General features: G+C 51.4%; 18 protein-coding genes. 11 read left to right on the top strand and 7 right to left on the bottom strand.

The annotated features are described in order from the left end of the window. The first annotated feature begins 271 nt into the window (after positions 1–271). The 8 genes from BLV67_RS05565 to BLV67_RS05530 all read left to right on the top strand — a co-directional run bounded on the left by BLV67_RS05565 (position 272) and on the right by BLV67_RS05530 (position 8,070). Entirely contained in the window at positions 272–1,093 is an 822-nt protein-coding gene (locus BLV67_RS05565) for a substrate-binding periplasmic protein (protein ID WP_069787659.1), read from the top strand. A gap of 48 nt (positions 1,094–1,141) precedes the next feature. Continuing rightward, positions 1,142–1,945 carry an amino acid ABC transporter ATP-binding protein gene (locus BLV67_RS05560; protein WP_069787658.1) on the top strand — a complete coding sequence of 268 codons (804 nt, stop codon included), beginning with the start codon at positions 1,142–1,144 and terminating at the stop codon, positions 1,943–1,945. Then, positions 1,929–2,597, top strand: a complete 669-nt coding sequence (locus BLV67_RS05555; RefSeq protein ID WP_069787657.1) for an amino acid ABC transporter permease — start codon at positions 1,929–1,931, stop codon at positions 2,595–2,597. Before BLV67_RS05560 ends, BLV67_RS05555 begins: the two co-directional genes overlap by 17 nt. 10 nt (positions 2,598–2,607) lie before the next feature. Beyond that, entirely contained in the window at positions 2,608–3,273 is a 666-nt protein-coding gene (locus BLV67_RS05550; RefSeq protein ID WP_069787656.1) for an amino acid ABC transporter permease, read from the top strand. A 70-nt stretch (positions 3,274–3,343) separates the two neighbouring features. Beyond that, on the top strand, positions 3,344–4,654 hold the full coding sequence (locus BLV67_RS05545) for an NAD(P)/FAD-dependent oxidoreductase (RefSeq protein WP_236215958.1): 1,311 nt from the start codon (positions 3,344–3,346) through the stop codon (positions 4,652–4,654). 275 nt (positions 4,655–4,929) lie between these two features. Continuing rightward, complete coding sequence (locus BLV67_RS05540) at positions 4,930–6,432, top strand: FAD-dependent oxidoreductase (protein WP_069787654.1); 1,503 nt, start codon at positions 4,930–4,932, stop codon at positions 6,430–6,432. 106 nt (positions 6,433–6,538) lie between these two features. Next, positions 6,539–6,916: a Rid family detoxifying hydrolase gene (locus BLV67_RS05535; protein ID WP_069787653.1), complete on the top strand. Its 378-nt coding sequence runs from the start codon at positions 6,539–6,541 to the stop codon at positions 6,914–6,916. 32 nt (positions 6,917–6,948) lie between these two features. Then, positions 6,949–8,070, top strand: coding sequence for a PLP-dependent cysteine synthase family protein (locus BLV67_RS05530; protein ID WP_074854417.1), 1,122 nt, complete (start codon positions 6,949–6,951; stop codon positions 8,068–8,070). Between the two features lie 123 nt (positions 8,071–8,193). Here the strand turns inward: BLV67_RS05530 and BLV67_RS05525 are convergent, their stop codons facing one another. Further along, entirely contained in the window at positions 8,194–8,508 is a 315-nt protein-coding gene (locus BLV67_RS05525) for an EthD family reductase (protein WP_069787652.1), read from the bottom strand. A 25-nt stretch (positions 8,509–8,533) separates the two neighbouring features. Beyond that, entirely contained in the window at positions 8,534–9,409 is an 876-nt protein-coding gene (locus BLV67_RS05520) for a TauD/TfdA dioxygenase family protein (protein ID WP_236215956.1), read from the bottom strand. Positions 9,410–9,702: 293 nt separating this feature from the next. On the opposite strand from BLV67_RS05520, the gene BLV67_RS05515 reads away from it, so the two are divergent. After that, positions 9,703–11,301: a phytoene desaturase family protein gene (locus BLV67_RS05515; protein ID WP_069787650.1), complete on the top strand. Its 1,599-nt coding sequence runs from the start codon at positions 9,703–9,705 to the stop codon at positions 11,299–11,301. On the opposite strand, the gene BLV67_RS05510 is transcribed toward BLV67_RS05515, so the two are convergent. From BLV67_RS05510 to BLV67_RS05490, 5 genes are all read right to left on the bottom strand, one after another. Then, positions 11,298–12,413, bottom strand: coding sequence for an AraC family transcriptional regulator (locus tag BLV67_RS05510; RefSeq protein ID WP_069787649.1), 1,116 nt, complete (start codon positions 12,411–12,413; stop codon positions 11,298–11,300). The two genes, BLV67_RS05515 and BLV67_RS05510, sit on opposite strands and share 4 nt — an antisense overlap. 313 nt (positions 12,414–12,726) lie before the next feature. Beyond that, positions 12,727–13,302, bottom strand: a complete 576-nt coding sequence (locus BLV67_RS05505; protein ID WP_069787648.1) for a peroxidase-related enzyme — start codon at positions 13,300–13,302, stop codon at positions 12,727–12,729. After that, entirely contained in the window at positions 13,299–13,796 is a 498-nt protein-coding gene (locus BLV67_RS05500) for a CMD domain-containing protein (protein WP_069787647.1), read from the bottom strand. The genes BLV67_RS05505 and BLV67_RS05500 overlap by 4 nt, the downstream gene beginning before the upstream one ends. An 81-nt stretch (positions 13,797–13,877) precedes the next feature. Continuing rightward, positions 13,878–15,311: an NAD-dependent succinate-semialdehyde dehydrogenase gene (locus BLV67_RS05495; RefSeq protein ID WP_069787646.1), complete on the bottom strand. Its 1,434-nt coding sequence runs from the start codon at positions 15,309–15,311 to the stop codon at positions 13,878–13,880. Between the two features lie 401 nt (positions 15,312–15,712). Continuing rightward, positions 15,713–16,729, bottom strand: a complete 1,017-nt coding sequence (locus tag BLV67_RS05490) for an AraC family transcriptional regulator (protein ID WP_069787645.1) — start codon at positions 16,727–16,729, stop codon at positions 15,713–15,715. 222 nt (positions 16,730–16,951) lie between these two features. Here BLV67_RS05490 and BLV67_RS05485 point away from each other — a divergent pair, with 222 nt between their 5' ends. Then, positions 16,952–18,622: a GMC family oxidoreductase gene (locus tag BLV67_RS05485; protein ID WP_069787644.1), complete on the top strand. Its 1,671-nt coding sequence runs from the start codon at positions 16,952–16,954 to the stop codon at positions 18,620–18,622. Beyond that, entirely contained in the window at positions 18,609–21,047 is a 2,439-nt protein-coding gene (locus tag BLV67_RS05480; protein WP_069787643.1) for a flavin-containing monooxygenase, read from the top strand. Before BLV67_RS05485 ends, BLV67_RS05480 begins: the two co-directional genes overlap by 14 nt. The last annotated feature ends 4 nt before the right edge of the window (positions 21,048–21,051 follow it).

Here is a 21,051-nt window from a genome sequence, read left to right as displayed (position 1 = left end):
ACAGCCTCGAAAAAATATTGCACAGATACAGAAAACATTGGAAGTTGCTTCTATGTCAAGAGGTTGAGGTGTGGAAATTTTGCAATAGTTTACCTATTGTCAAATGGTAGTCTTTTTTCATCAGCTAAACGGATCGAGCAAAGTGCTTCATCAGGGAGAAAAAAAGAGGTGCGTTCTAGCCCCAAAGCGGGCGCGCTGAAAATAACAAGAGGCTCAGAGGGCCATCCCCTCGAATCTGCGCTTGGCCGGCGCATCACTGGGAGATACCGATATGATTTTCAAACGTATGGGCATGCGTCTGTTACCGGCATTGGTTCTAGTAGGAGTGGTTTCCGGATCGACAGGCGTTTACGCCGAGGGTGAGGGGGATGGCGTATGGGCTACTGCTCAGAAATCTGGTTCTATTCGATGTGGCACGGCTGAGGCTCCGCCCTACATCATGAAAGACCCGGCCACTGGAGAGTATTCGGGTTTCTTCGTGGATGCATGCCGAGAATTTGCTGAGATCTTAAAGGTCAAGCCGGTATTTGTGGATACCAGTTGGGATAACATGATTGCTGGCTTGCAATCCAGAAAATGGGATTTGGCCCCGGCGCTTACGGCTACGCCACAACGTGCTCTCTCTATCGTTTTCTCAAAAAATCTCTCAGCTACTGAATCGACCTTTATCTACAACCAGAAAAACCCAAAGACGAATCAGCCAAAAAGCCTTGCTGATATTGACCAGCCTGGCGTGACTATCGCTGTCTCGTCTGGGACTGCTCAAGATAAGTCACTGACGGCCATCATCAAAAACGCATCTATTATGCGGTTGCCCGGCCCGGACGAAATCCGTTTGGCTGTAATGTCTAAACGAGCTGATGTGATTTTTGATACGTCAGCAGCTAACGACTTATTCGCTGCTTCGCATACCGACTGGGCCGTGGTACTTAAGCCCGTACCGGCAATCGATAAAAAAGGCGTTTCGTTCGGCTTACGACGTGATACCTCATACGCAGATCTTCAAGTATTAGACCTTTATATCAATGACGCTGTTACGACCGGTCGTATGGATGAGCTAATTAAAAAAGCAATCGCACACGAGACTAAGTGATTTGTCTTGGTAGGTGTTAGAGGTTGTCTGAACTTGGAGTAGAAGTTAATGACAAATGCAAACTATCTCGTGGAAATGAAGGGGCTGCACAAGAGCTATGCTGGCGGCGTAAAGCCTGTGCTGCAAGGCTTGGATATTAGCATGTGTCCTGGTGATCGTGTCGTCGTGATTGGGCCGAGTGGTGGTGGAAAAAGTACGTTGCTACGAGTGTTGATGGGCCTAGAGGATATTGATAAAGGCCAATTACTGTTTCAAGGTAAAAATTATATTACGACTGATAAGTATGGAAGGACGGTAATTGATAAGGAGATTCGTCGTAACATTGGTATGGTTTTCCAGCATTACACATTGTTCCCACATCTCAATATTCTTCAGAATTTGACACTCGCACCGGTCAAAGTGAGAGGTGAGTCTAAGCAATCAGCAGAACTACGAGCACGCGGATTGTTGACGAGATTCGGGTTGGAGGCAAAGGAAAAAGCTTATCCTGCCCATCTTTCCGGCGGGCAGAAGCAACGCGTCGCCATCGCTAGAGCCTTGATGCTCGATCCAAAACTAATGTTGTTTGATGAAGTGACTTCTGCTCTCGATCCCGAACTGGTGGCTGAAGTCGAGCAAGTCATCATGCATTTGGCTGAACAATCCATGCCCATGGTGATAGTGACTCACGATATGCACTTCGCCAAAAACATCGCTTCGCGTGTGATTTTCTGCGCTGGCGGCGTTGTAGTCGAAGATGGGCCTCCCGAGCAGGTACTCGGTAGGCCGAAGGAAGCTCGAACGAGAGAGTTCATACAGCGAGTCTTTCATATTGGCGAGACGGTAGGAGTCGGACGTGAACTATCAATTTGATTTGTTCTTCATCGCGAACGGTCTCTGGCCGCTGCTCAAAGGGTTAGTCGTAACCCTGGAACTCACTGTCGCAGCGAATATCATCGGATTGACTCTGGGTTTCATCATTGCACTATTGGTTATGAGCCCAAATCCGATACTCCGTTGGCCTTTTACCTTGTTCATCGAATTTTTCCGCTGTACCCCTGCGCTTGTCCAGATCGTATGGTTTTTCTACTGCATACCAATCATCTTCGATGTTTACATCGATGCAATGACGATGGGTATTTTGGCGATTGGACTCAACCTTGCTGCATTCAACGCGGAAGCGTACAGGGCCGCCATCCAGGGAGTTCAAAGCAATCAGTACGATGCAACTGTTGCTCTGGGACTTTCTCCGTTTCAACGAACGGTGTATGTGGTGCTCCCACAAGCATTCCGCTCGGCGCTACCAGTATTGGTTGCAAACGGCATTGGTGCATTCCAACAAACTGCGCTGGTTGCGATAGTCGCTTTGCAAGACCTTATGTATATGGGGAAAATACTGGCCACCGACACTTATCGACCTATCGAGGTGTTTACCGTTATTGCTCTTATATATTTTGCAATATCGTTCCCTGTATCACAGCTCGTAGAATACATAGAGCGACGCCGTAAAGCGGAAAACTCATGAGGACGCGGCCATGGAACTAGATTTTTCAGTAATCTTCGATTACAAGGCTGCGTTGCTTTTTGGCCTTTTCTTAACTCTAAAGCTCACAGCGATCTGCGTTGTGTTGGGGTGTGCTTTAGGTTTTTTGGTGGCGATTGCAAGGAGCTCAAAAAATAAGATTATCTATGGGGTCAGCACTGTCTATGTAGCGCTGTTTCGCGGTACTCCAGTGCTCATTCAGTTGTTTTGGATGTTTTTCTGCTTGCCTCTGGTCTTGGGTATGGAGCTATCGAATCTGACTTGCGGAATAATCGCGCTTACGTTGTATATGGCGGCGATTACGAGTGAGACGTTCCGTGCATCGTTCAGTTTCGTCAGTAAAGAACAGCATGATGCGGGGGTCGCTTTAGGGCTCACTTACCGTGTTCATACTTTGTACGTTCTTCTACCGCAGGCGCTACTCAGGGCGGCTCCCACGCTTCTTTCCAACTGCACCAGCTTGTTTAAAGAGAGCGCTCTCGTCTCCGCTGTGGGCATGGCTGACTTGATGTTTGTTAGTCAAAATATATCTAACCGAACGGGCCATCCGGTGGAGCTCTTGACCGCCGCTGCTGTAATTTATTTTGTGATTGCGTTCCCTATTACTCGTGCCGTCACGGCGTTGGAACGGAAAATTTTGCATACCATGGCTATTTAGTTAAGCAAAAAACCAACCCTTTGTAGCGATTGAAAACAGTTAATAAATTAAACGCTCGTAGCGAAGTAGGATGACTATGTTTAATGGCGATAGACCTTTCATTAGCGGACAAGAATCTGGAATCGACCATTCAATGTGGTCTGCGACGGGTGGGGAAAGACCGGAAAGTGTGATTCTTGCGCAGCAAGAGTCCTGCGATGTTTTGATCATTGGCGGCGGATTCAATGGTGTGACCGCTGGGCTTCACTGTGCTGAGCGCGGTGCGAAAACTATATTGGTCGAAGCACAGGAAATTGGCTCGGGTGCAAGCGGTCGTAATGCTGGGCAAGTGAACCCTGGCCAGTTTCTATCCCCCGAACAAATCCTCCGCGCTTTGGGCCCGGATTACGGTCAGCTCTTTTTGAAGGAGTTGGGCAGCGCGCCTGACGTAGTCCGTCAACTGATACGCGATTACGGTATTGACTGTGCCGCTGACGAAAGGCCTATCATCCGCTGTTCAACGTCTCCTCAGAAAACACGAGAACTTGAAACCCAAGCTTCGGATTGGCAAGCCTTGGGAGCGAATGTTCAGATGGTCTATGGCTCTGAACTCGAAGAGATGAACGGATCAACCCGATATAAAGCTGCACTGATCGATCATCGCGGATTTACGCTTCAACCGCTTGCCTACGTGCGCGGGTTAGCGCGAGCCGCAGTCGCCAGAGGTCTTAGAATTTCTACCGGGTCTAAAGTGACATCCCTGGAACCTTCAGGTACCGGATGGGTTGCTACCACCGGCACTACGACAATAAAAGCCGACAAAGTCATTCTCTCAACCAACGCATACAGCAATGATCTGGTACCAGGTTTCAAAGAGGAAATAATGCCTCTTGGTGCTTTTGGTATCGCCACAGCAGACCCGTTACCTCCTGAGTGGAGAGAGCGAATTTTGCCTCACTACATAGCCATGTGGGACACCCATAAGATACCGCTGTGGTTCAGATATGACCCGGTTGGGCGTCTTCATGTTGGATCGATTGGGTTCCTTCCCATTCATTCGGAAGGGGATAACTGGGTAAATCGCGCAATGAAGTTTGTCTACCCGTTCGCGCCTACATTCAAATGGGGCTATCGGTGGTCAGGCACGCTCGGCCAAACGGTCGACAGATTGCCGCATCTCGTTGAACCGCGCCCGGGCATCTTTGCGACCATCGGATGTAACGGACGGGGCATTGCGCCAAATGCTTATTTCGGAAAAATGCTAGCTAGCATCGCACTTGGCGATGATGTAATAACTCCGTTGCCACTTAGAAATTCTACGAAATATCCAATGCGTGAGATCGCGTTAGAAGCATATGACGCTGGAATTCGCTTCTATCGCAATACGTTACTTTTTACGTAATAAAAACGAAAAAAAATGCGGGTTTTGCATTGCTATTGGAGGTCTTCGTTCGCATTTTTGCTAGCCTTGGAAAAATAATTCCAAGGGTTTTGATTTTTTAGAAGTTTATTCATTTTTGCTTGGTTTTAGCGGTGAAGATTGGAAGCAGCTTCTGATGAAGGAAGAATACACTGACTTTATCGAGCCCAATTAGCGAAATGGCAATATGAGTGGCCTCTGGGCTGTTTGCGACGAGATGACCTATATTTCGGATCTCTGTAGATAGGTGAAGAAAAATGAGTGTTAAATCAACAGAATATAGTGCTCTAGATGAATTGGCGTCCAGGGTACAGGCAGATCTCCACGTCCTACGCTTTCCTCATGACCCTTGGGTACTGCCTAAGGCGCACCCTAGCGGTAACCATGTCTACGACGTTGCTATCATCGGGGGCGGCCAAGGCGGGTTGGCAGTCGCGGCAGGTCTCTTGCGCGAACGAGTTGATAACATCGTTGTTTTTGATCAGCAGCCCAAGGGACTGGAAGGCCCATGGAACAATACGGCGCGGATGCGCACTTTGCGTACCGTAAAGCATTTGCCAGGTATTGATGCGTCCTTAACCAGTCTTGCACCTCAAGCCTGGTACACAGCCAAATACGGTGAAGAGGCCTGGGAAGAGCTGATCAAGATTCCGAAAGGCGATTGGCAAGAGTATCTTACATGGTGTCGCGATACGCTGAAGATTCCAGTCGAGAATCTTACTGGTGTCTCCAACGTCATTCCAGAAGATAAACTCTTTCGACTAGAGCTGAACAGATTCGACGGTCGAGGGGAAATATCGTCTCGCGATGTTGTTTATGCTCGCAGAGTGGTTGTTGCGACGGGCGTTGATGGCAGTGGGGCGTGGCATGTACCCAAATTCATCTCATCGGCATTGCCCAGAGATCGATATGCTTCTTCAGGAGAGCATATTGATTTTTCCAAGCTTGTAGGGAAGAAGATTGCTGTTCTCGGTGCAGGCGCATCTGCATTCGATAACGCTTCGACCGCGCTTGAGGCGGGAGCGTTAGAAGCGACTGTTTGTATTCGTCGCAAGGATATCCAGCGTATTAATCCTCAGGTCTGGATGGCAAAAGCAGGGTTTCTTAATCATTACGCTGATATGGATAATTCCCTGAAGTGGAAATACATGCGGCATATGTTCAGGTACAACATTCCAGCTCCGCAGGACGCCTACAATCGATTGTCAGGTTTAGAAGGTGCGAGCGTTCGTACCAATGCGGCCTGGGAAGGGGTGAAACTCGTCATTGATGACGGAAAAGAACAAGTTGAGGTCACCCTTGCATCTGGAGACAAGCTCAAGGTCGACTACTTGATAGTTGCTGTTGGGTTTGTGAACGATTTTTCACTACGCGCAGAGCTTTCAAGTATTTCCAATGACATAGCGCTATGGCGAGACAAATATAGTCCTGCCCATGGGGAGGAAGATGCTCAAATATCCAGCCATCCCTACCTGGGTGAGAATTTTGAGTTTGTCGAAAAAAAGCCTGGGGAAGCCCCCTATATTAAGAATATATTCAACTTTACCTATAGCGCCCTTGTAAGTATGGGGCTTTCCGGTTCGGCTATCAGCGGGTTTAGATACTCGGTTCCTCGTGCGGTACGTGGTATCACCAAATCGCTTTATCTTGAGGATGCTGAAGAGATCTATAATAAATTCACCGATTATGCAGAGCTTGAGATGGTAGGCGTTGTTCCGTTCAGTAATTCAATTCAAACAAGAAAAATGTTCGCTGATTGAATTACTTATCTTTACTTGGCCCATGAAAGGTATCGGTAATCGATACCTTTGCTGACATAAAATTATAAATTGTTAATATCCATTAATAATGGGTAGGGATCCTTTTATGCGAAATATTTCAACTTTTTTAGCCCCTGCTGCCGTTGGCCCTTATTCCCAAGCAGTCTGCCATGGCGAATATCTATTTGTTTCGGGGCAGCTAGGCATTGACCCGGCCAAAGGAGAGTTGGTGGCGGACGATGCCTTGCTTCAAATGAAACAGTGCCTCAACAATATCTCGGCGATTGCTGAAGCAGCGGGTACAGGTATTTCAAAGACTATCAAAACAACAATAATGGTCACGGATTTAAGTGATTTTGCGAAGTTGAATGACGTATATGCTACCTATTTCTCTTCTCCGTTCCCTGCTCGCGCCACATTCGAGGTTTCCGCACTACCAAAAGGCGCCCTCGTTGCAGTAGATGCCATTGTCGCGCTGGACTGAATGTTGAATCAGTAGCCAAATACAGGATATTTATGAATCTTAATCTCGGTAATCAGGATAAAGAGTGGACTCGCTGGGCGATCGGCGTGTTGCAGGGGGATGCCAATCGCTCTGCCGATACACATCTGATTCCTTTAGACTTTAACGGGCTGCCTGGGATATCGATTTATCTGAAGGATGAGTCTACTCACCCTACAGGCAGTTTGAAGCACCGCTTGGCACGATCGCTTTTCCTGTATGGCATCTGCAATGGCTGGATAAAGAACGGTACTTTGTTAGTCGAGGCATCTTCTGGCTCAACAGCTGTCAGTGAGGCGTATTTCGCTAAGCTTCTAAATCTGCCCTTTACTGCAGTCATGCAGCGTTCCACCAGTTGCCAGAAAATCGATGCAATCAATCGATTAGGGGGAACATGTCACTTTGTTGACAATCCTGGGGCTATCTATACGGTGGCCGAGCAACTTGCTCGTGAAACGGGGGGGCATTATTTGGACCAGTTTACAAATGCAGAACGCGCTACGGACTGGCGTGGCAACAATAACATCGCCGAAAGTATATTTTCACAAATGGCGATGGAGAAAGACCCTGAACCAGCTTGGGTGGTTATGAGTGCCGGCACTGGAGGAACGTCAGCTACAATCGGAAGGTATATCAAGTATAAGCATCTGAATACTCGACTTTGTGTGGTTGATGTTGAACATTCTGCTTTCTACGAATCCTACGATACTGGGGATAAGGCGAGCACTTGTGCTACTCCCTCTCGGATTGAAGGTATTGGTCGGCCTAGGGTGGAGCCTTCGTTCATCCCTGATGTCATCGATCACATGATAAAGATTCCAGATGCAGCTTCACTTGCTGCCATGCACGTGCTTTCAGAGCGGCTATCGCGTCGTGTTGGTGGTTCTACGGGAACGAATTTTTTTGGCGTTTGTTGTATCGCGGAGCAAATGCGCTCACAGAAGCAGACAGGGTCGATAGTCTCGGTAATTTGCGACTCGGGAGATCGTTATGCCTCTACGTATTACGATGCTGACTGGCTTAAAGAAGCCAAAATTGACATAGGGCCTTATGAGAAATATTTGAATTTATTTCTCGATGGAGGAGCTTCAGATGTTTCACTGATCAACCTCTGTGAAAATGTACGAGGTCATTAGTCAGTCTTTACTCATAATTGATTATTAATAAGCTGACGGTTCTTATGCAAGCTTTAAATAAATCGGTACTTGGTTCTTGAAAACCAGGTGCCTTGCGGTTCGCGCCAATCAGTTTCTTGGTGATCAGCCTACTAACACATCGCTGATCTGAATGAGGGGCTTGAGGTTGGTGTAATTGGCGATGTCTGCCCCGATGGCCTTGGCATGCGGCCCGAATGCTGCGGTGAATGCGTCGAGCGATTCGAAGAAGAGATGGCCTATCGCAAGGTAGGTCGGATCGCTTCCCGGTACTGGGCCTTGTAGGCCTTTTTCAACAGTGAAGTGACTGCAGGCCCCGGCCATTTTCTGCTGAATCATCGTCATATGTTGGTCACGATAGTAATCGAAGTCGAAGGTTGCACCAGCTTCATTCGGGTACAGAATGCTTACATCAATCATTGGGTGTATTTCCCTGGTTTATTGATTAAACGGCGGCAACACCAACAGGGCGTTCGCCGGAGAGGGTTGTTCGATGCATGAGGCGTAGGTGGCCGTCGTAGCCACCCTCTGCATTGTGAAGCGTACAGCGGTTGTCCCAAAGGGTGAGCATGTTCGGCGCCCACCGATGGCGGTAGATAAATTTGTCCTGCACCATGTGTTGATACAAATAACTCAGTAGCGCCGTTGATTCACCATGAGTCAAACCCTGAATACCCTGCGTGTAGACAGGGCTTATGTATAAAGAATTTCGACCTGTTACCGGATGTACACGCACCAGCGGGTGTGGCCAGGTTTTGTCGGCGTCTTCACTGATTACGATCTTCATCGAGCGCGTTTCTGTTTCTTTTGCGAAGAGACCATTTTTGCCATAGGGCATGCTCGCAGAATGTATCGCGACGAGACGACTCAGTAAGCCCTTCATCGTCTCGGAAAGGTCATCGTAGGCACGATAGCCGTCGGCAAACAGGGTATCGCCACCCACGGGCGGAGTGATCTTGGAATGCAGGATGGTTCCCGCCGGCGGCTGTTCCTGGAAGCTCCAGTCGGAATGCCACTGGGCACCAAAGTTGACCGCTTTTTCATCAGGCTCGCGCCTGAGTTCGAGTATGTGCGGATGGGCCTCCATCGGGACGATATATGGGTCTATTCCGAACTCACCAAGTTGAAGCGTGAACGCCTCCAGGTGTGTGTGGGAGAGCGGCTGATCCGGAAAGTAAATTACCGAATGCCTGGCCCATGCCTCTTTTACCTCTTCGAGTACAGCTGCCGTGAGTGGCTTATCAATCGAAATACCATTAACCCTAGCTCCAAAACCGTGAGCCTCGGGTTCTACCAGAATATGCCTAAAGTTGCTGTCCATCATCGCAGTCCCTTTCTCTCGTTTTTATAAATAAATCACAGGAAGACCGTGGAGGGATTCTCCGATGCCAGTCCTCTGCTGTCGTTGCTACCGTGCGACAGAGATTTGATTTGGGATGCCAATACCTTGGCCAGTTGGTGTTCCCGCCTTTTAAATTGTCGTGTCGAAACAAATCTTTGGCGTGTGGTGCCATTCACGCAGATTCCCCACGTACCCACACTCAGCCAGGCTGCGTAGCGATTGCGCCGCAGTGATCAATAAAAATCCCGGAAAGGGCAGGGAAGGGACGAACGATGAGTGATTACGATCTGAGTTTTAAGCGCGCGCTGGCTCGTGGCGAGCTAGACAACAGGTTCGACACGATTGTCATAGGTTCTGGCGCAGGCGGCCTAAGTACAGCCGCATTGTTGGCGCTCGAAGGACAGCGCGTTTTGGTGCTCGAACGCCACGCGGTGTTGGGTGGTTGTTTGCAATCCTTCAAACGCCAGGGCTTCGAGTGGGACGTAGGCCTGCACTATATGGGCGAGGTACATCGCAAAACGAGTGGCCTCTATCGCCTTTTCGACAAAGTCTCAGGTGGTCAACTTGAATGGGCGCCCATGCCCGAAAACTACAATCGCATTATCGTAGGTGCCAATAGCTACGATCATATGACCGGTGCACAAGCCTACAAGGATCGACTCAAGGACTACTTTCCGAAGGAGGCGCGCGCGATCGATCGTTACGTGGAGTTAGTGGGTGAGGCAAGCCGGGCGGCGAAATCCTTTTTCGGAGAGCGGGCGTTGCCACGTTCAGCGTCTGAGGCAGCGTTCACCAAGGCTCAGATTGCATTCATGCCACTTGCACAGCGCACAGTGCAGGATGTTTTGGACGAATTGACCGACAACGCTGACCTTAAGGCAGTCTGGTGTGGGAACTACGGCGACTACTGCAATTCCCCTGCCGAGGCCTCTTTTGCGATCCATGCCATGGTTTTCAGCCATTACATCGATGGTGCTAGCTACCCCGTTGGCGGTTCGCAACGAATAGCCACAGCAATGGCCGACACTGTTCGCGCTGCAGGAGGAGCTTGCCTGGTGGCGGCTGAGGTTGTGAGCATCGAGATGTGTGATGGTTGCGTGGTAGGTGTGCAAACCGCTGACGGAAGCCAGATTCGCGCGGACAGAGTCGTCAGCGCGATTGGTATTTCTCAGACTGTACCGCTGCTGGCTCATGCAGATCCTGAACTGGCTCAGCCCTTGGGCGAGCTAACTAAGAGCATTGGTACAACTCAATGTTTTGCTGTGCTGAACCTGGGCATCGACATCGCAAACGCTGATCTGAATATTCATCCAGCCAATCTGTGGGTGCACCCAAGCAATGATCTCCCGGCGAACCTTGCGCGGTACAAAGCTGATCCAGAGGGACAGCCCATGCCCCTGCATTTCATCGCCCACCCATCACTGCGGGATCCGAGTTGGCCTGACCGTCACCCAAAGCAGAGCACGATGGATATATGCGGCCTGACTGATTGGTCGGTGTTCGAGCGTTTCACTGACACGAAGTGGAAGCACAGAGGTGCAGAGTACGAGGACATGACGGCAAGGCTGAGCGAAGACCTCATGGCTGTGGCCTTAAAACATTACCCTCAAATCTGCGGAAGCATTGCTCATGCCGAGTTGGCTACACCTCTGACCTTCAATCACTTTCTAAACCGTAGCCACGGCAATTTCATGGGATATGAACAAACGCCGCTTCGTTTTGCACAGCGCTGGATGCGCGCGCACGGCCCTGTTAAAGGTCTATTCTTCGGTGGACAGGATGTGACCGCTGCTGGAGTCAGTGGTGCGATGGTCAGTGGGCTGGTCGCGGCGAGTGCCGTTCTCGAACGTGACCTTTTTCGTGAACTTTAGACCTTAAGTTCGCACCGGGTCGAATCGGCTTTACAAGGCGCCCTCTGGTGGTCAGAACCCTCAGTATTGTTGATTGCAAGGGCCTTTCCTCCTGCAGAGAAGCTGCTTACTAATTCAAGGCGCAGCGCACTAGGTGCTTTACCGAAATGACCTCGCACAGCATGCGAAAAAGCGCTGGGCTCTGCATAGCCCAGCCGTTCTGCCAGCATCATAAGCGGCAGATCGGGATCAGCCAGGCCTTCCAATGCTTCGCTCATACGCACCGCTTCCAGTAATTGGCGGAAGGATGAACCGCGCTCAGCCAATCGACGCTGAAGAGTACGCCTGCTGAGATCCAGCGAACTCGCAACGCTGTCGCAATTCGCTTCCGAAAATCCCTGCGCGGCAATGGCTGCTGTCACGTAATCAACGAGCGTGTCGGAGCGACCCTGGGTTTTAAGCATCGTCTCCGCGCGACCGAGTACGATGCGAAGCAGTGTTGGATCAGCAGCCTGCCAGGGTGAGTCCAGCAGTTCAGCGCCAAATACGACACGAGCGTGCTCGACTCCGAGAATGACCGGACATTCAAAATAGACTTGATAGCGGTCGGCTAAACACGCGTCAGTACCAGGTAGCTCAATTCTGGATGGCCTACGATCAGCCGGCATACAGTTATAGAGAAGGCGTATGTACGCGGCAAACAGCGAATCTATCTGGGCCGGATGCATGGCGACTGGGCTGGGTGTTACGTGGTAAACCAGCTGAACACCATTGTTGGACGCAGGTTCAATTAAAAAACGACCAGAGTTGCTGACCAATTGCTGCAGCCTGACCGTATGGGCGAGCGCCTGGCGTAAGGAGCTACTGTGCATTAACACCAGTGCTACGACGTTCATCGATTGCAGTGGCAGTGCTACGCCAACCTTCAAGCCGAGTAGCGGGTCCTGGGAGAGTTGCATCGCGCGCTGCCAAAGCCTCCTCACTTGCACGAGTTGCAGCTGCCGTGTAGGCGCCACATCTTCCCACTGTTGAGTCCAGGGAGCGCCCAAACGGGAAGGCTCGATACCTTGCCGAGTCAGTTCCTCGATGACGCCTACAAGCCAAGTGGCACTGACGGTGAGAGGTCGGGTCATTTTATATCCGTTAGCCGCAGTGCATTGCTTGGTTGGAACGGGACGAGACCCAATTATGCGCTGTATTGCAAATCGTTTGCTCAGGGTCAGCGAAGTGTTACGACAAACTGTGTAGCACGTCTGATAGGGATATTCCAAGGCCTGGCCGGCAGCGTCGATTTCGCTTCGAGATACGCGTGGTGGGTTGGGAGTCAGAGAAAAGGAAGGGGGGTAAATCGTAGTTTGGAGCTGCAGCTATCGAACTCATTCATTTTGACAAGCGGGCAGTTTGGGGCTGCCCGCTATTTTGATATCACTTCAATGCAACGTCTGATCAGATTTTTACGGGTTCACCTAAAACATGCATCAGGCGGTTTGCCCAACCGAAGATGGCTGTGGCCAGCACGAGGTCGACAACCCCAAGCGTGTCAAAGCCGAGTTCTTTCAAGGCATCGGCATGCCGTGTATTCAGCACTGGGGGTGACTTGGCCAACTCAACCGCAAAGTCAAACAACGCCTGAGAGCGATCATCCAATTGTGCTTCGGTTTCGTCTGCAAAGATTTTTGCGACCAGCTCTGTACTTTTGGTCAGCTGATTGTATCGGGCGCCGTGTACTGCAGCGCAGTAGACGCATCGATTAACAATTGAAGAACCAATCGCCCCAAGTTCACGCTCAGCTGGGGGCAAGCCGGCGCGGCCATACATAATGGCGTTGAACAAAGGGGATCGCACCGCTAGCGATTCGGGGTCATGGGCGAGAGTAAGCACGTACTCCGAGATCTTTTTGCTCGATGGAGTCACTTTCATCGCATCAAGCTGCTCTTGGCTCGCACTTTCTAACTCGACAGGCTTGATGTACGGCGACCAGTGAGGCACCGATACGGTGAAATTATGCACGACCTGGCTCATTTCATTTCTCCTGCAATTTTGAATCCTGCTACGACCCGGAGTTGGTAGTTCACGAAGGCGAGGACTTCCGTGAGCCTTACGATGTCCGGTTCTGAAATCCCAGCGGCCTTTAAGGTATCGATATCTTGCTTTGTAGCTTCTCGCGGCTTTTGAGTGACCAGATCCGTGAATCGGATAATCGCCATAAAGCGTTCATCCCCGTACGCGGACTGCTGAGGATTGGCAGCAACATAAAGGCCTTCTTCGCCACCTGCTGTCTCAAGACAAGCATGGTAGTGATCAGCCAATTCTTCAGAGTTGCTCAACCGAGCGATTCGTTCAGCAAGAGCTGCACGTTCTGCATGTGACAGACCACCGGGATCTTTGGGAATGATCACGGCATCATGGCTCGCTTGGCTCAGCGCCATAATTTCTGCCCGCTCAGCAATGGCCATCGCGAGCGGAGAGTTTTCGTTTGCGCCGAAAAGACGCTCGATAATGTTCGGAGTAAGCATATGAGTTCCAATAGTTAGCGACACGTTATTTCCTGAATGCAGCCGTGCTCGATAGCGACTAAAAAACACGTTCGCCGAACGTTAAAGAACGCTCGCAAGCGAAACGAACTTCGTGGTCATGAAAGCATCCAGTGCGCCAGGGCCTCCTTCGGTTCCGTATCCGGAATCTTTTACGCCGCCAAACGGGTGCTCGGGTAGGGCAACGCTGTGATGGTTGATCGAGATGGCGCCAGACTCGATGCCGTTAAACAGCTTATTGGCCGAGGTAAGCGATCGCGTATAGGCGTATGCAGAAAGACCATATGGCAGTCTGTTCGCTTCTTTGATGGCTTCGTCGATGTCGTCGAATGGGTTGATTATTGCAATCGGCCCGAAGGGTTCATCAACCATGGCGAGGGCGGTCACCGGTACATTCGTGAGAACGGTGGGTTCGAAGAAATAACCCTTGTCGCCCACGCGGTTGCCGCCAATCTCCAGCTTTGCTCCATGGGATACAGCATCTGCCACGAGTTCTTCTGTTGCCTTAAGCCGGCCCAAATGAGCCATCGGGCCCATTGTTACCGTCGGATCAAGACCGTCGCCTACCTTGATTGCGCGTGCGCCTTCCACGAAACGGGAAACAAACTCGTCGAACACTTTATAGTGAACAAGAAAGCGAGTTGGGGAGACACAAACCTGGCCCGCATTTCGATATTTAGCGGCGACAGAAATCTTAACTGCGGTGGCGATGTCCGCGTCGTCCATAACGATTACCGGCGCATGGCCACCCAGCTCCATTGTGGATCGCTTCATATGCAGCCCGGCGAGGCTTGCAAGCTTTTTGCCCACTGGCGTTGACCCGGTGAAGGTCACTTTCCGGATGGAGGGATGAGCAATCAAATACTCAGAAATTTGGCTCGAGTCGCCAAACAGTAGGTTGACGGCTCCCGGAGAAACGCCCGCGTCAGCGAATGCTTTCACAAGCTCGACAGCACACGTAGGTGCCTCGGTGGCGCCTTTTAAGATGATCGAACAGCCGGCGGCCAGTGCACCAGCGACCTTTTTCACCGCTTGAATGAGCGGGAAATTCCATGGGGCAAAACCCACTACAGGCCCGATAGGCTCCATCAGAGTAAATTGATGAATCCCTAGTGCGCGGGAAGGTATAACACGCCCATACGCGCGTCTTCCTTCTTCAGCATGCCAATCGATAGTGTCAGCAGTTGCTGCGACTTCACCCATAGCCTCGGCCAGAGGTTTTCCGTGCTCAGTCGTGAGAATCAGAGCAATATTTTCTGCACGCTCCCGAATTAGGTTTGCCGCTTTGTGCATAATCGTTGCGCGCTCAAGCGCTGAAACCTGCTTCCAGGCGGCAAAGCCTTTTTCCGCAGCGATCGCCGCATCTTCAATGTCAGCCAAGCTCGCTTTCGCGATGAGTCCGATCTGATCTTCTGTTGCCGGATTTATTACAGGGATCGATTCAGTGGGATGCGTGTTACGCCATACACCGCCAATAAACAATGGTATTTGTTCCATGATCACCTCTCATAGTTGCTATGGTTTTGACATCCCACGACTTGGCTAAAAACTCATTGTGGTGCTTAGCTACAAGCTATCTACGACACATGGGCTTCAATAAAATATAGGGCATTTCCCAACGGAAAATTTTCTGTTCTTTTTCAAAAAACACATCGAATTTAGAATTTTTTTCTAAAAAATATGACGCTAGTAAAAGTATTATCCAATTGGATTGCAGGGAGCGATTTTGCCTCTACTACATGGAAGTTTCTGTCCCTAGTCGAACTCAAGGATCGTTTCAACCAGCCTCAAGACCCCGCTGCTGATACGAGTCGCTTACTCTGATGAAGGGCGCGTGAGCTCTATTGGCTGTATTTGGCAAAGCAGGGATTCATTAACCCGAAAATCCTTTCCGGTGATCACTTTTGTTTTTTTGAGTTTTGGAAATTGCTCGGTGCCACCCCATGCCATCGCTTGAATGCTTGAGAGAAGCTCGATAAATCACTGAAGCCTAGTCGCTCGGCGATCTCGGTCAGGCTCAGGCGGGAGTCGTTGATCATTTCGATGGCGCTGCTGCTGCGGGCTTCTGCCAGCAGTGTTCGAAACGTGGTGCCTTCATCGCTCAGTCGGCGCTTCAGGGTGCGCGTGCTGATATGGGTCAGGCGGGCAATTTCGGAAAGATCCCTTGGTGTGTTTTCGGAGCTAGTTAGGTAATGCTGCACCAGGGCAGTCATGCCCGAGCGGGCGACTCTGTTTTGCATCAACTTTGTGCACATCTGTTCGCACATGCTTACCGTGACGGTATTGGCCTGGGGCAAGGGGTGAGACAGGAACGCGCGATTGAAGGATAGGCTATTGCAGCTGGCCGAGTAGGTCGGAGTGGTGCCCAAAAGATGATCGATGCTAGGTAGCGTTGGTGCAGTAGCTCTGAGGGTAAAACGCGACAGTGCGAAGTGTTCACCAGCCAATTCGTTCAGGAGCACTGCTGCTGCAGCCATATCCCGAGCCAGCACAAAATCACGCAAGTCCGACGCTAGCCCAGGTGCTTGAAAGGTCAACACGCCGTCATTGCCTTGCGCTTCATACAAAATGACGGTGAAAGCGTAGGTGAGCGGCAGAAAGCGCAACGCCAGTGCCAAGGCATCACCTGTAGTCGCACTGCTAATCAAGCCGTAACCGAACAGGCCATAAGTGGAGAAGTGATAGCGTGTACCAACTTCAAATCCCAAGCCGGATGGATTTCCCAGAAGTGTCAGCAAATTGCTGATCACGCGTAGCTCCTGGTCGGCGGTCAACTCGACGTTCGGATCGCCCAATTGCGCCTGAGTCAGTCCAGAGCCCGCAAGAACTTTAGCGACCGACAGGCCTTTCTCACGACCGAATTCGAGCTGTAACAAGGCGCTGGCGGGGCCGCGCGTAAAATCCCGAAAGCTCATGACTCTTTGCCTATTGCAAAATATTGGCCCAAATAATAAAGCAGTTGGCCCTTTCCAGCATTGGTCTCTTCCCTGATGGGCGTCAACATCATCCGTGTTCGGCTAGCCGTTTCAACAACAATAAAGGCTGTCGCGGTGCTTGGCGCGAATCAGAAATCGCTTTTAAACGTTTCTGATTAGACGTTTGGGACCTCGCACTGCCCTGTGCGTGAGAAAACAATAATGAAAAAGACCTTCGATTACATCGTTGTGGGTGGTGGTTCCGGTGGGTGTGTGGTTGCGAGCAGGTTGACCGAAGATCCGAACGTCAGCGTTTGTGTGCTGGAGGCGGGGGGAGGTGGTCAATCAAGTCTGATAAATATCCCCGCCGCCGTGGTGTCCATGGTGCCGACTTCGGTGAACAACTGGTCGTTCGAAACCGTTCCGCAAATATCTCTAGCTGGCCGCAAAGGCTACCAGCCTCGCGGTAAGACATTGGGCGGTTCATCAGCGATCAATGCCATGATTTATGTACGGGGACATCAATGGGATTACGACCATTGGGCTTCGTTGGGTAATACCGGCTGGGCGTTCAGAGACGTGCTGCCTTACTTCCGCCTCAGCGAACACAACGAGCGAATCGATAACGAATGGCACGGTCGAGGCGGGCCTTTGTGGGTAAGCGATCTGCGTTCCGACAACCCGTTTCAACAGCGATTCCTGGACGCGGCCCGTCAGACCGGGTTGCCGCTCAACGACGATTTCAACGGTGTCGAGCAGGAAGGCGTAGGTATTTACCAAGTGACGCAAAAGCATGGTGAGCGTTGTAGTGCAGCGCGAGCCTATCTTCTTCCTCATATCTGTGTACGCAACAATCTAACGGTGGAAACCCGGGCACAGGTTCAACGCATCCTGTTCGAAGGTACCCGCGCCGTAGGTGTGGAAGTTCTTCAACGCGGCCAGATTCACGTGTTACGGGCACATCGGGAAGTAATCCTTGCTGCCGGAGCCTTTCAGACGCCACAACTGTTGATGCTTTCTGGTGTGGGGCCGGAGGCAGAACTGGAACGCCACGGCATCAAAGTCCTGCTGAATCTTCCAGGGGTAGGCCAGAACCTGCAGGATCACCCGGATTTTGTCTTCGTTTACAAAACACCCAGCCTCGACGCAATGGGCGTCTCCATGGGCGGCGGTGTCAAGCTGCTGAAAGAGGCAGTCCGTTTTCGAAATGAGCGTCGGGGTATGTTGACCTCGAACTTTGCCGAAGGCGGGGCGTTTCTTAAAACTCGCGAGGCTTTGGACAAACCGGATATTCAACTGCACTTCGTCGTTGCGCCGGTCGAGGATCATGCCCGCAAATTGCGACTCGGCCATGGACTTTCCTGCCATTTTTGCCTTCTGCGACCACGCAGTCGCGGTGCGGTGTCGCTGGCCAGTAATGACCCGCAAACGGCGCCATTGATTGATCCGGCCTTTCTTCAGGATCCACAAGATCTTGAAGACATGGTCGCGGCGTTCAAAATCACCCGTCAGTTGATGCAGGCTCCCGCTCTTGCCAGTTGGATCACTCAAGATCTGTATACCGCAGAAATCGACACCGATGAGCAGATCCGCGCCATCCTGCAACGTCGCACCGACAGCGTTTATCACCCAGTGGGTACCTGCCGGATGGGCGTTGACGCACTTGCTGTGGTGGACTCGAAGCTGCGCGTACATGGGTTGCAGGGCTTACGGATTGTCGATGCTTCCATTATGCCAACCCTCATCGGCGGCAATACTAACGCGCCGACAATCATGATCGCTGAGAAAGCCGCTGATCTTATTCGGGGTATTCAACGGGTGAAATTGTCCGTGGAGCCGGAAGACTCGACCATTGCCAATAACAAGAATGAGGCACCTTATGTCGTTGCATGAATTTGATGTGGACCTTCAGTCCGCAATGCCTCTGACCGCGATCATCATTGGAACCGGCTTCGCTGGCATCGGCATGGCCGTTGCGTTGCAAAAGGCCGGCGTCGAGGACTTCGTCATCCTGGAAAAAAAACATGACGTAGGCGGTGTCTGGCGGGACAACACATATCCCGGCGCAGCGTGCGACGTACCTTCGCACTTATATTCGTTTTCGTTTGAGCCCAATCCGGGCTGGAGCCGAGTGTTCGCTCCGCAGGGTGAAATTCATAACTACCTGCAACGCTGTACCGACAAATATGGGTTGATTAAATACATCCGTTTTGGCGTCGAAGTCGCCTCCGCTGAATTCGATGAAGCGACCTCGCTGTGGCAGGTCATTCAGAGGGACGGAACTGTACTGAGTGCTTCGTTGCTGATTAGCGGCACCGGACAGCTGAGCCGCCCGGCATTTCCAAAATTGGCGGGCATGGATAATTTCAAGGGCCACATCTTTCACTCGGCCACTTGGGATCACAGCTACTCGTTAGCTGGTAAGCGGGTAGCGGTAGTCGGCACCGGGGCCTCTGCGATCCAGTTTGTCCCGGCCATTGCCGGACAGGTGGAACACTTGAAGGTTTTCCAGCGCTCCCCCGCGCACGTGATGCCACGTCCTGACCGCGCTTACTCCGAACGAGAAAAAGCCCTGCTACGCAATGTTCCCTGGTTGATGAAGGCTTACCGTGCATCAATATATCTACGGTATGAATCACGAGCTCTGGCGTTTACCCGGTTCAAGTCTTTGATGAAATGGGCGGTCGGTATTCCATTTCGCAAGCTGCTGACCGAGCAAGTGACTGATCCCGTATTACGGCAGAAACTTACTCCTGATTATCCGTTCGGCTGCAAACGCATTTTGCTGTCTAGCGAATACCTCAAGACCATGAGTCGGCCCAACGTGGAATTGGTCACCGATGGTATTGTCCGTATTACGGAGAACGGAATTGAAACCGCTGACGGCAGACAGCATGAGGTCGATGCGATCGTCTACGGTACCGGGTTTGCGGCCACTGAATTTTTGTCTCCGATGCGCATTGTCGGGCGTGGCGGAATAAACCTTAATCAGGCTTGGCGCGACGATACCCGGGCTTATCTTGGACTAGCGGTTCCGAACTTCCCCAATTTCTTCATACTCTACGGCCCAAACACCAACCTTGGCCACAACTCGATCGTGTATATGCTTGAAAGCCAGATTGCCCACATCATGCGATGCTTGCGCACTTTGAATGCAACGGAGACGAACACAGTTGAGATCGATCAAAGCGCGTATGACCGTTTCCACCAACAGACCCAGAACCGCCTGGCCAACACGGTGTGGAACGGATGCAAGAGCTGGTACGTCGATGAAGCCGGCAACAACAGCACAAATTGGCCAGGCTTCACCCTAAGCTATCGCTGGCTAACGCGATTCTCGGCTTTGCACGCCTACCGCTTTAGCCGTCAGTTCGAAGGAGGCACCACGATAGCGGAATCACCAGATTGGCTTGAGGTGATGAAAACTCGTTTTTTGCGAGGCTTCTTGCGCACCACATTTCGGTCGTTGATCGGGCCGGGATTGGGTGTCGTCGCGCAGAGAAGGGTGGTCAGGGGACTTTCCCGGCTGATGCCCGGCACCACTGGCGTGATCCGTTATTGCCAGCAGGTCAATGGTGTTCCCGTACAGGTGGTTGCTCCCAAGCAAGGTGAGAGCGGCGGTGTCATTTTGTACCTGCACGGCGGAGCGTTTTGCCTCGGCTCCCCGGACACGCACTGGAGCATCACCAGTCGCTTGGCCAAGGCATCCAGGATGTCGGTATGGGTTGCGAATTACCGATTAGCTCCAGAGCATCCCTGTCCAGCAGCACTGCAAGATGCGCTGGCATGCTATGAAGCCTTGCGCGCTCAAGGTTATGCCGCCAACCGGATTTTTCTCGCAGGCGATTCGGCGGGCGCTGCGTTGGTATTGGCCTTGGCCCTCAAGCTTCGAGATCGTTACAAGCTTTTTGCCGCTGGGCTGCTGCTGATGTCACCGGTAACCGACGAGCACTTGACCGGCGCCTCAATGATCTCGCGACTTAAGGAAGACCCCATGATTCGTCGCGGTTGGCTTGAGCAGGGATTGGGTTGGTATGCCTCCGATGAGGCGACGCCCAGTCCATTGCGAGTGGATCTGCAAGGACTGCCTCCGATGCTGGTTCAGGTTGGCGACCATGAACTGCTGTTATCCGATTCCATACGTTTGGCCGAACACGCAGTCAACAGTGGGGTGAATTGCTGGCTGGAGGTGTACGCAGCACGATGGCACGTTTTTCAGCTTCAAGCCTTTTACCTGCGCTCAGCGGCCAAAGCGCTGAACACAGTGGCTGAGTTTGCCCGTGTGCAACTTTCACAGGCGGAGCCAACAAGTTCGTGATGAT

The sequence above is a fragment of the Pseudomonas salomonii genome, assembly GCF_900107155.1.
GTDB lineage: Bacteria > Pseudomonadota > Gammaproteobacteria > Pseudomonadales > Pseudomonadaceae > Aquipseudomonas > Aquipseudomonas salomonii.
This window is presented reverse-complemented; position numbering and strand designations above follow the sequence as displayed.

What these genes read in the sequence shown, in the direction of transcription:
- BLV67_RS05520 (WP_236215956.1), bottom strand. Translation starts at nt 9,409, where the DNA reads ATGGACAGCAACTTTAGGCATATTCTGGTAGAACCCGAGGCTCACGGT.
- BLV67_RS05545 (WP_236215958.1), top strand. Translation starts at nt 3,344, where the DNA reads ATGACTATGTTTAATGGCGATAGACCTTTCATTAGCGGACAAGAATCT.
- BLV67_RS05540 (WP_069787654.1), top strand. Translation starts at nt 4,930, where the DNA reads ATGAGTGTTAAATCAACAGAATATAGTGCTCTAGATGAATTGGCGTCC.
- BLV67_RS05515 (WP_069787650.1), top strand. Translation starts at nt 9,703, where the DNA reads ATGAGTGATTACGATCTGAGTTTTAAGCGCGCGCTGGCTCGTGGCGAG.
- BLV67_RS05505 (WP_069787648.1), bottom strand. Translation starts at nt 13,302, where the DNA reads ATGAGCCAGGTCGTGCATAATTTCACCGTATCGGTGCCTCACTGGTCG.
- BLV67_RS05530 (WP_074854417.1), top strand. Translation starts at nt 6,949, where the DNA reads ATGAATCTTAATCTCGGTAATCAGGATAAAGAGTGGACTCGCTGGGCG.
- BLV67_RS05550 (WP_069787656.1), top strand. Translation starts at nt 2,608, where the DNA reads ATGGAACTAGATTTTTCAGTAATCTTCGATTACAAGGCTGCGTTGCTT.
- BLV67_RS05485 (WP_069787644.1), top strand. Translation starts at nt 16,952, where the DNA reads ATGAAAAAGACCTTCGATTACATCGTTGTGGGTGGTGGTTCCGGTGGG.
- BLV67_RS05525 (WP_069787652.1), bottom strand. Translation starts at nt 8,508, where the DNA reads ATGATTGATGTAAGCATTCTGTACCCGAATGAAGCTGGTGCAACCTTC.
- BLV67_RS05510 (WP_069787649.1), bottom strand. Translation starts at nt 12,413, where the DNA reads ATGACCCGACCTCTCACCGTCAGTGCCACTTGGCTTGTAGGCGTCATC.
- BLV67_RS05480 (WP_069787643.1), top strand. Translation starts at nt 18,609, where the DNA reads ATGTCGTTGCATGAATTTGATGTGGACCTTCAGTCCGCAATGCCTCTG.
- BLV67_RS05500 (WP_069787647.1), bottom strand. Translation starts at nt 13,796, where the DNA reads ATGCTTACTCCGAACATTATCGAGCGTCTTTTCGGCGCAAACGAAAAC.
- BLV67_RS05535 (WP_069787653.1), top strand. Translation starts at nt 6,539, where the DNA reads ATGCGAAATATTTCAACTTTTTTAGCCCCTGCTGCCGTTGGCCCTTAT.
- BLV67_RS05560 (WP_069787658.1), top strand. Translation starts at nt 1,142, where the DNA reads ATGACAAATGCAAACTATCTCGTGGAAATGAAGGGGCTGCACAAGAGC.
- BLV67_RS05565 (WP_069787659.1), top strand. Translation starts at nt 272, where the DNA reads ATGATTTTCAAACGTATGGGCATGCGTCTGTTACCGGCATTGGTTCTA.
- BLV67_RS05495 (WP_069787646.1), bottom strand. Translation starts at nt 15,311, where the DNA reads ATGGAACAAATACCATTGTTTATTGGCGGTGTATGGCGTAACACGCAT.
- BLV67_RS05490 (WP_069787645.1), bottom strand. Translation starts at nt 16,729, where the DNA reads ATGAGCTTTCGGGATTTTACGCGCGGCCCCGCCAGCGCCTTGTTACAG.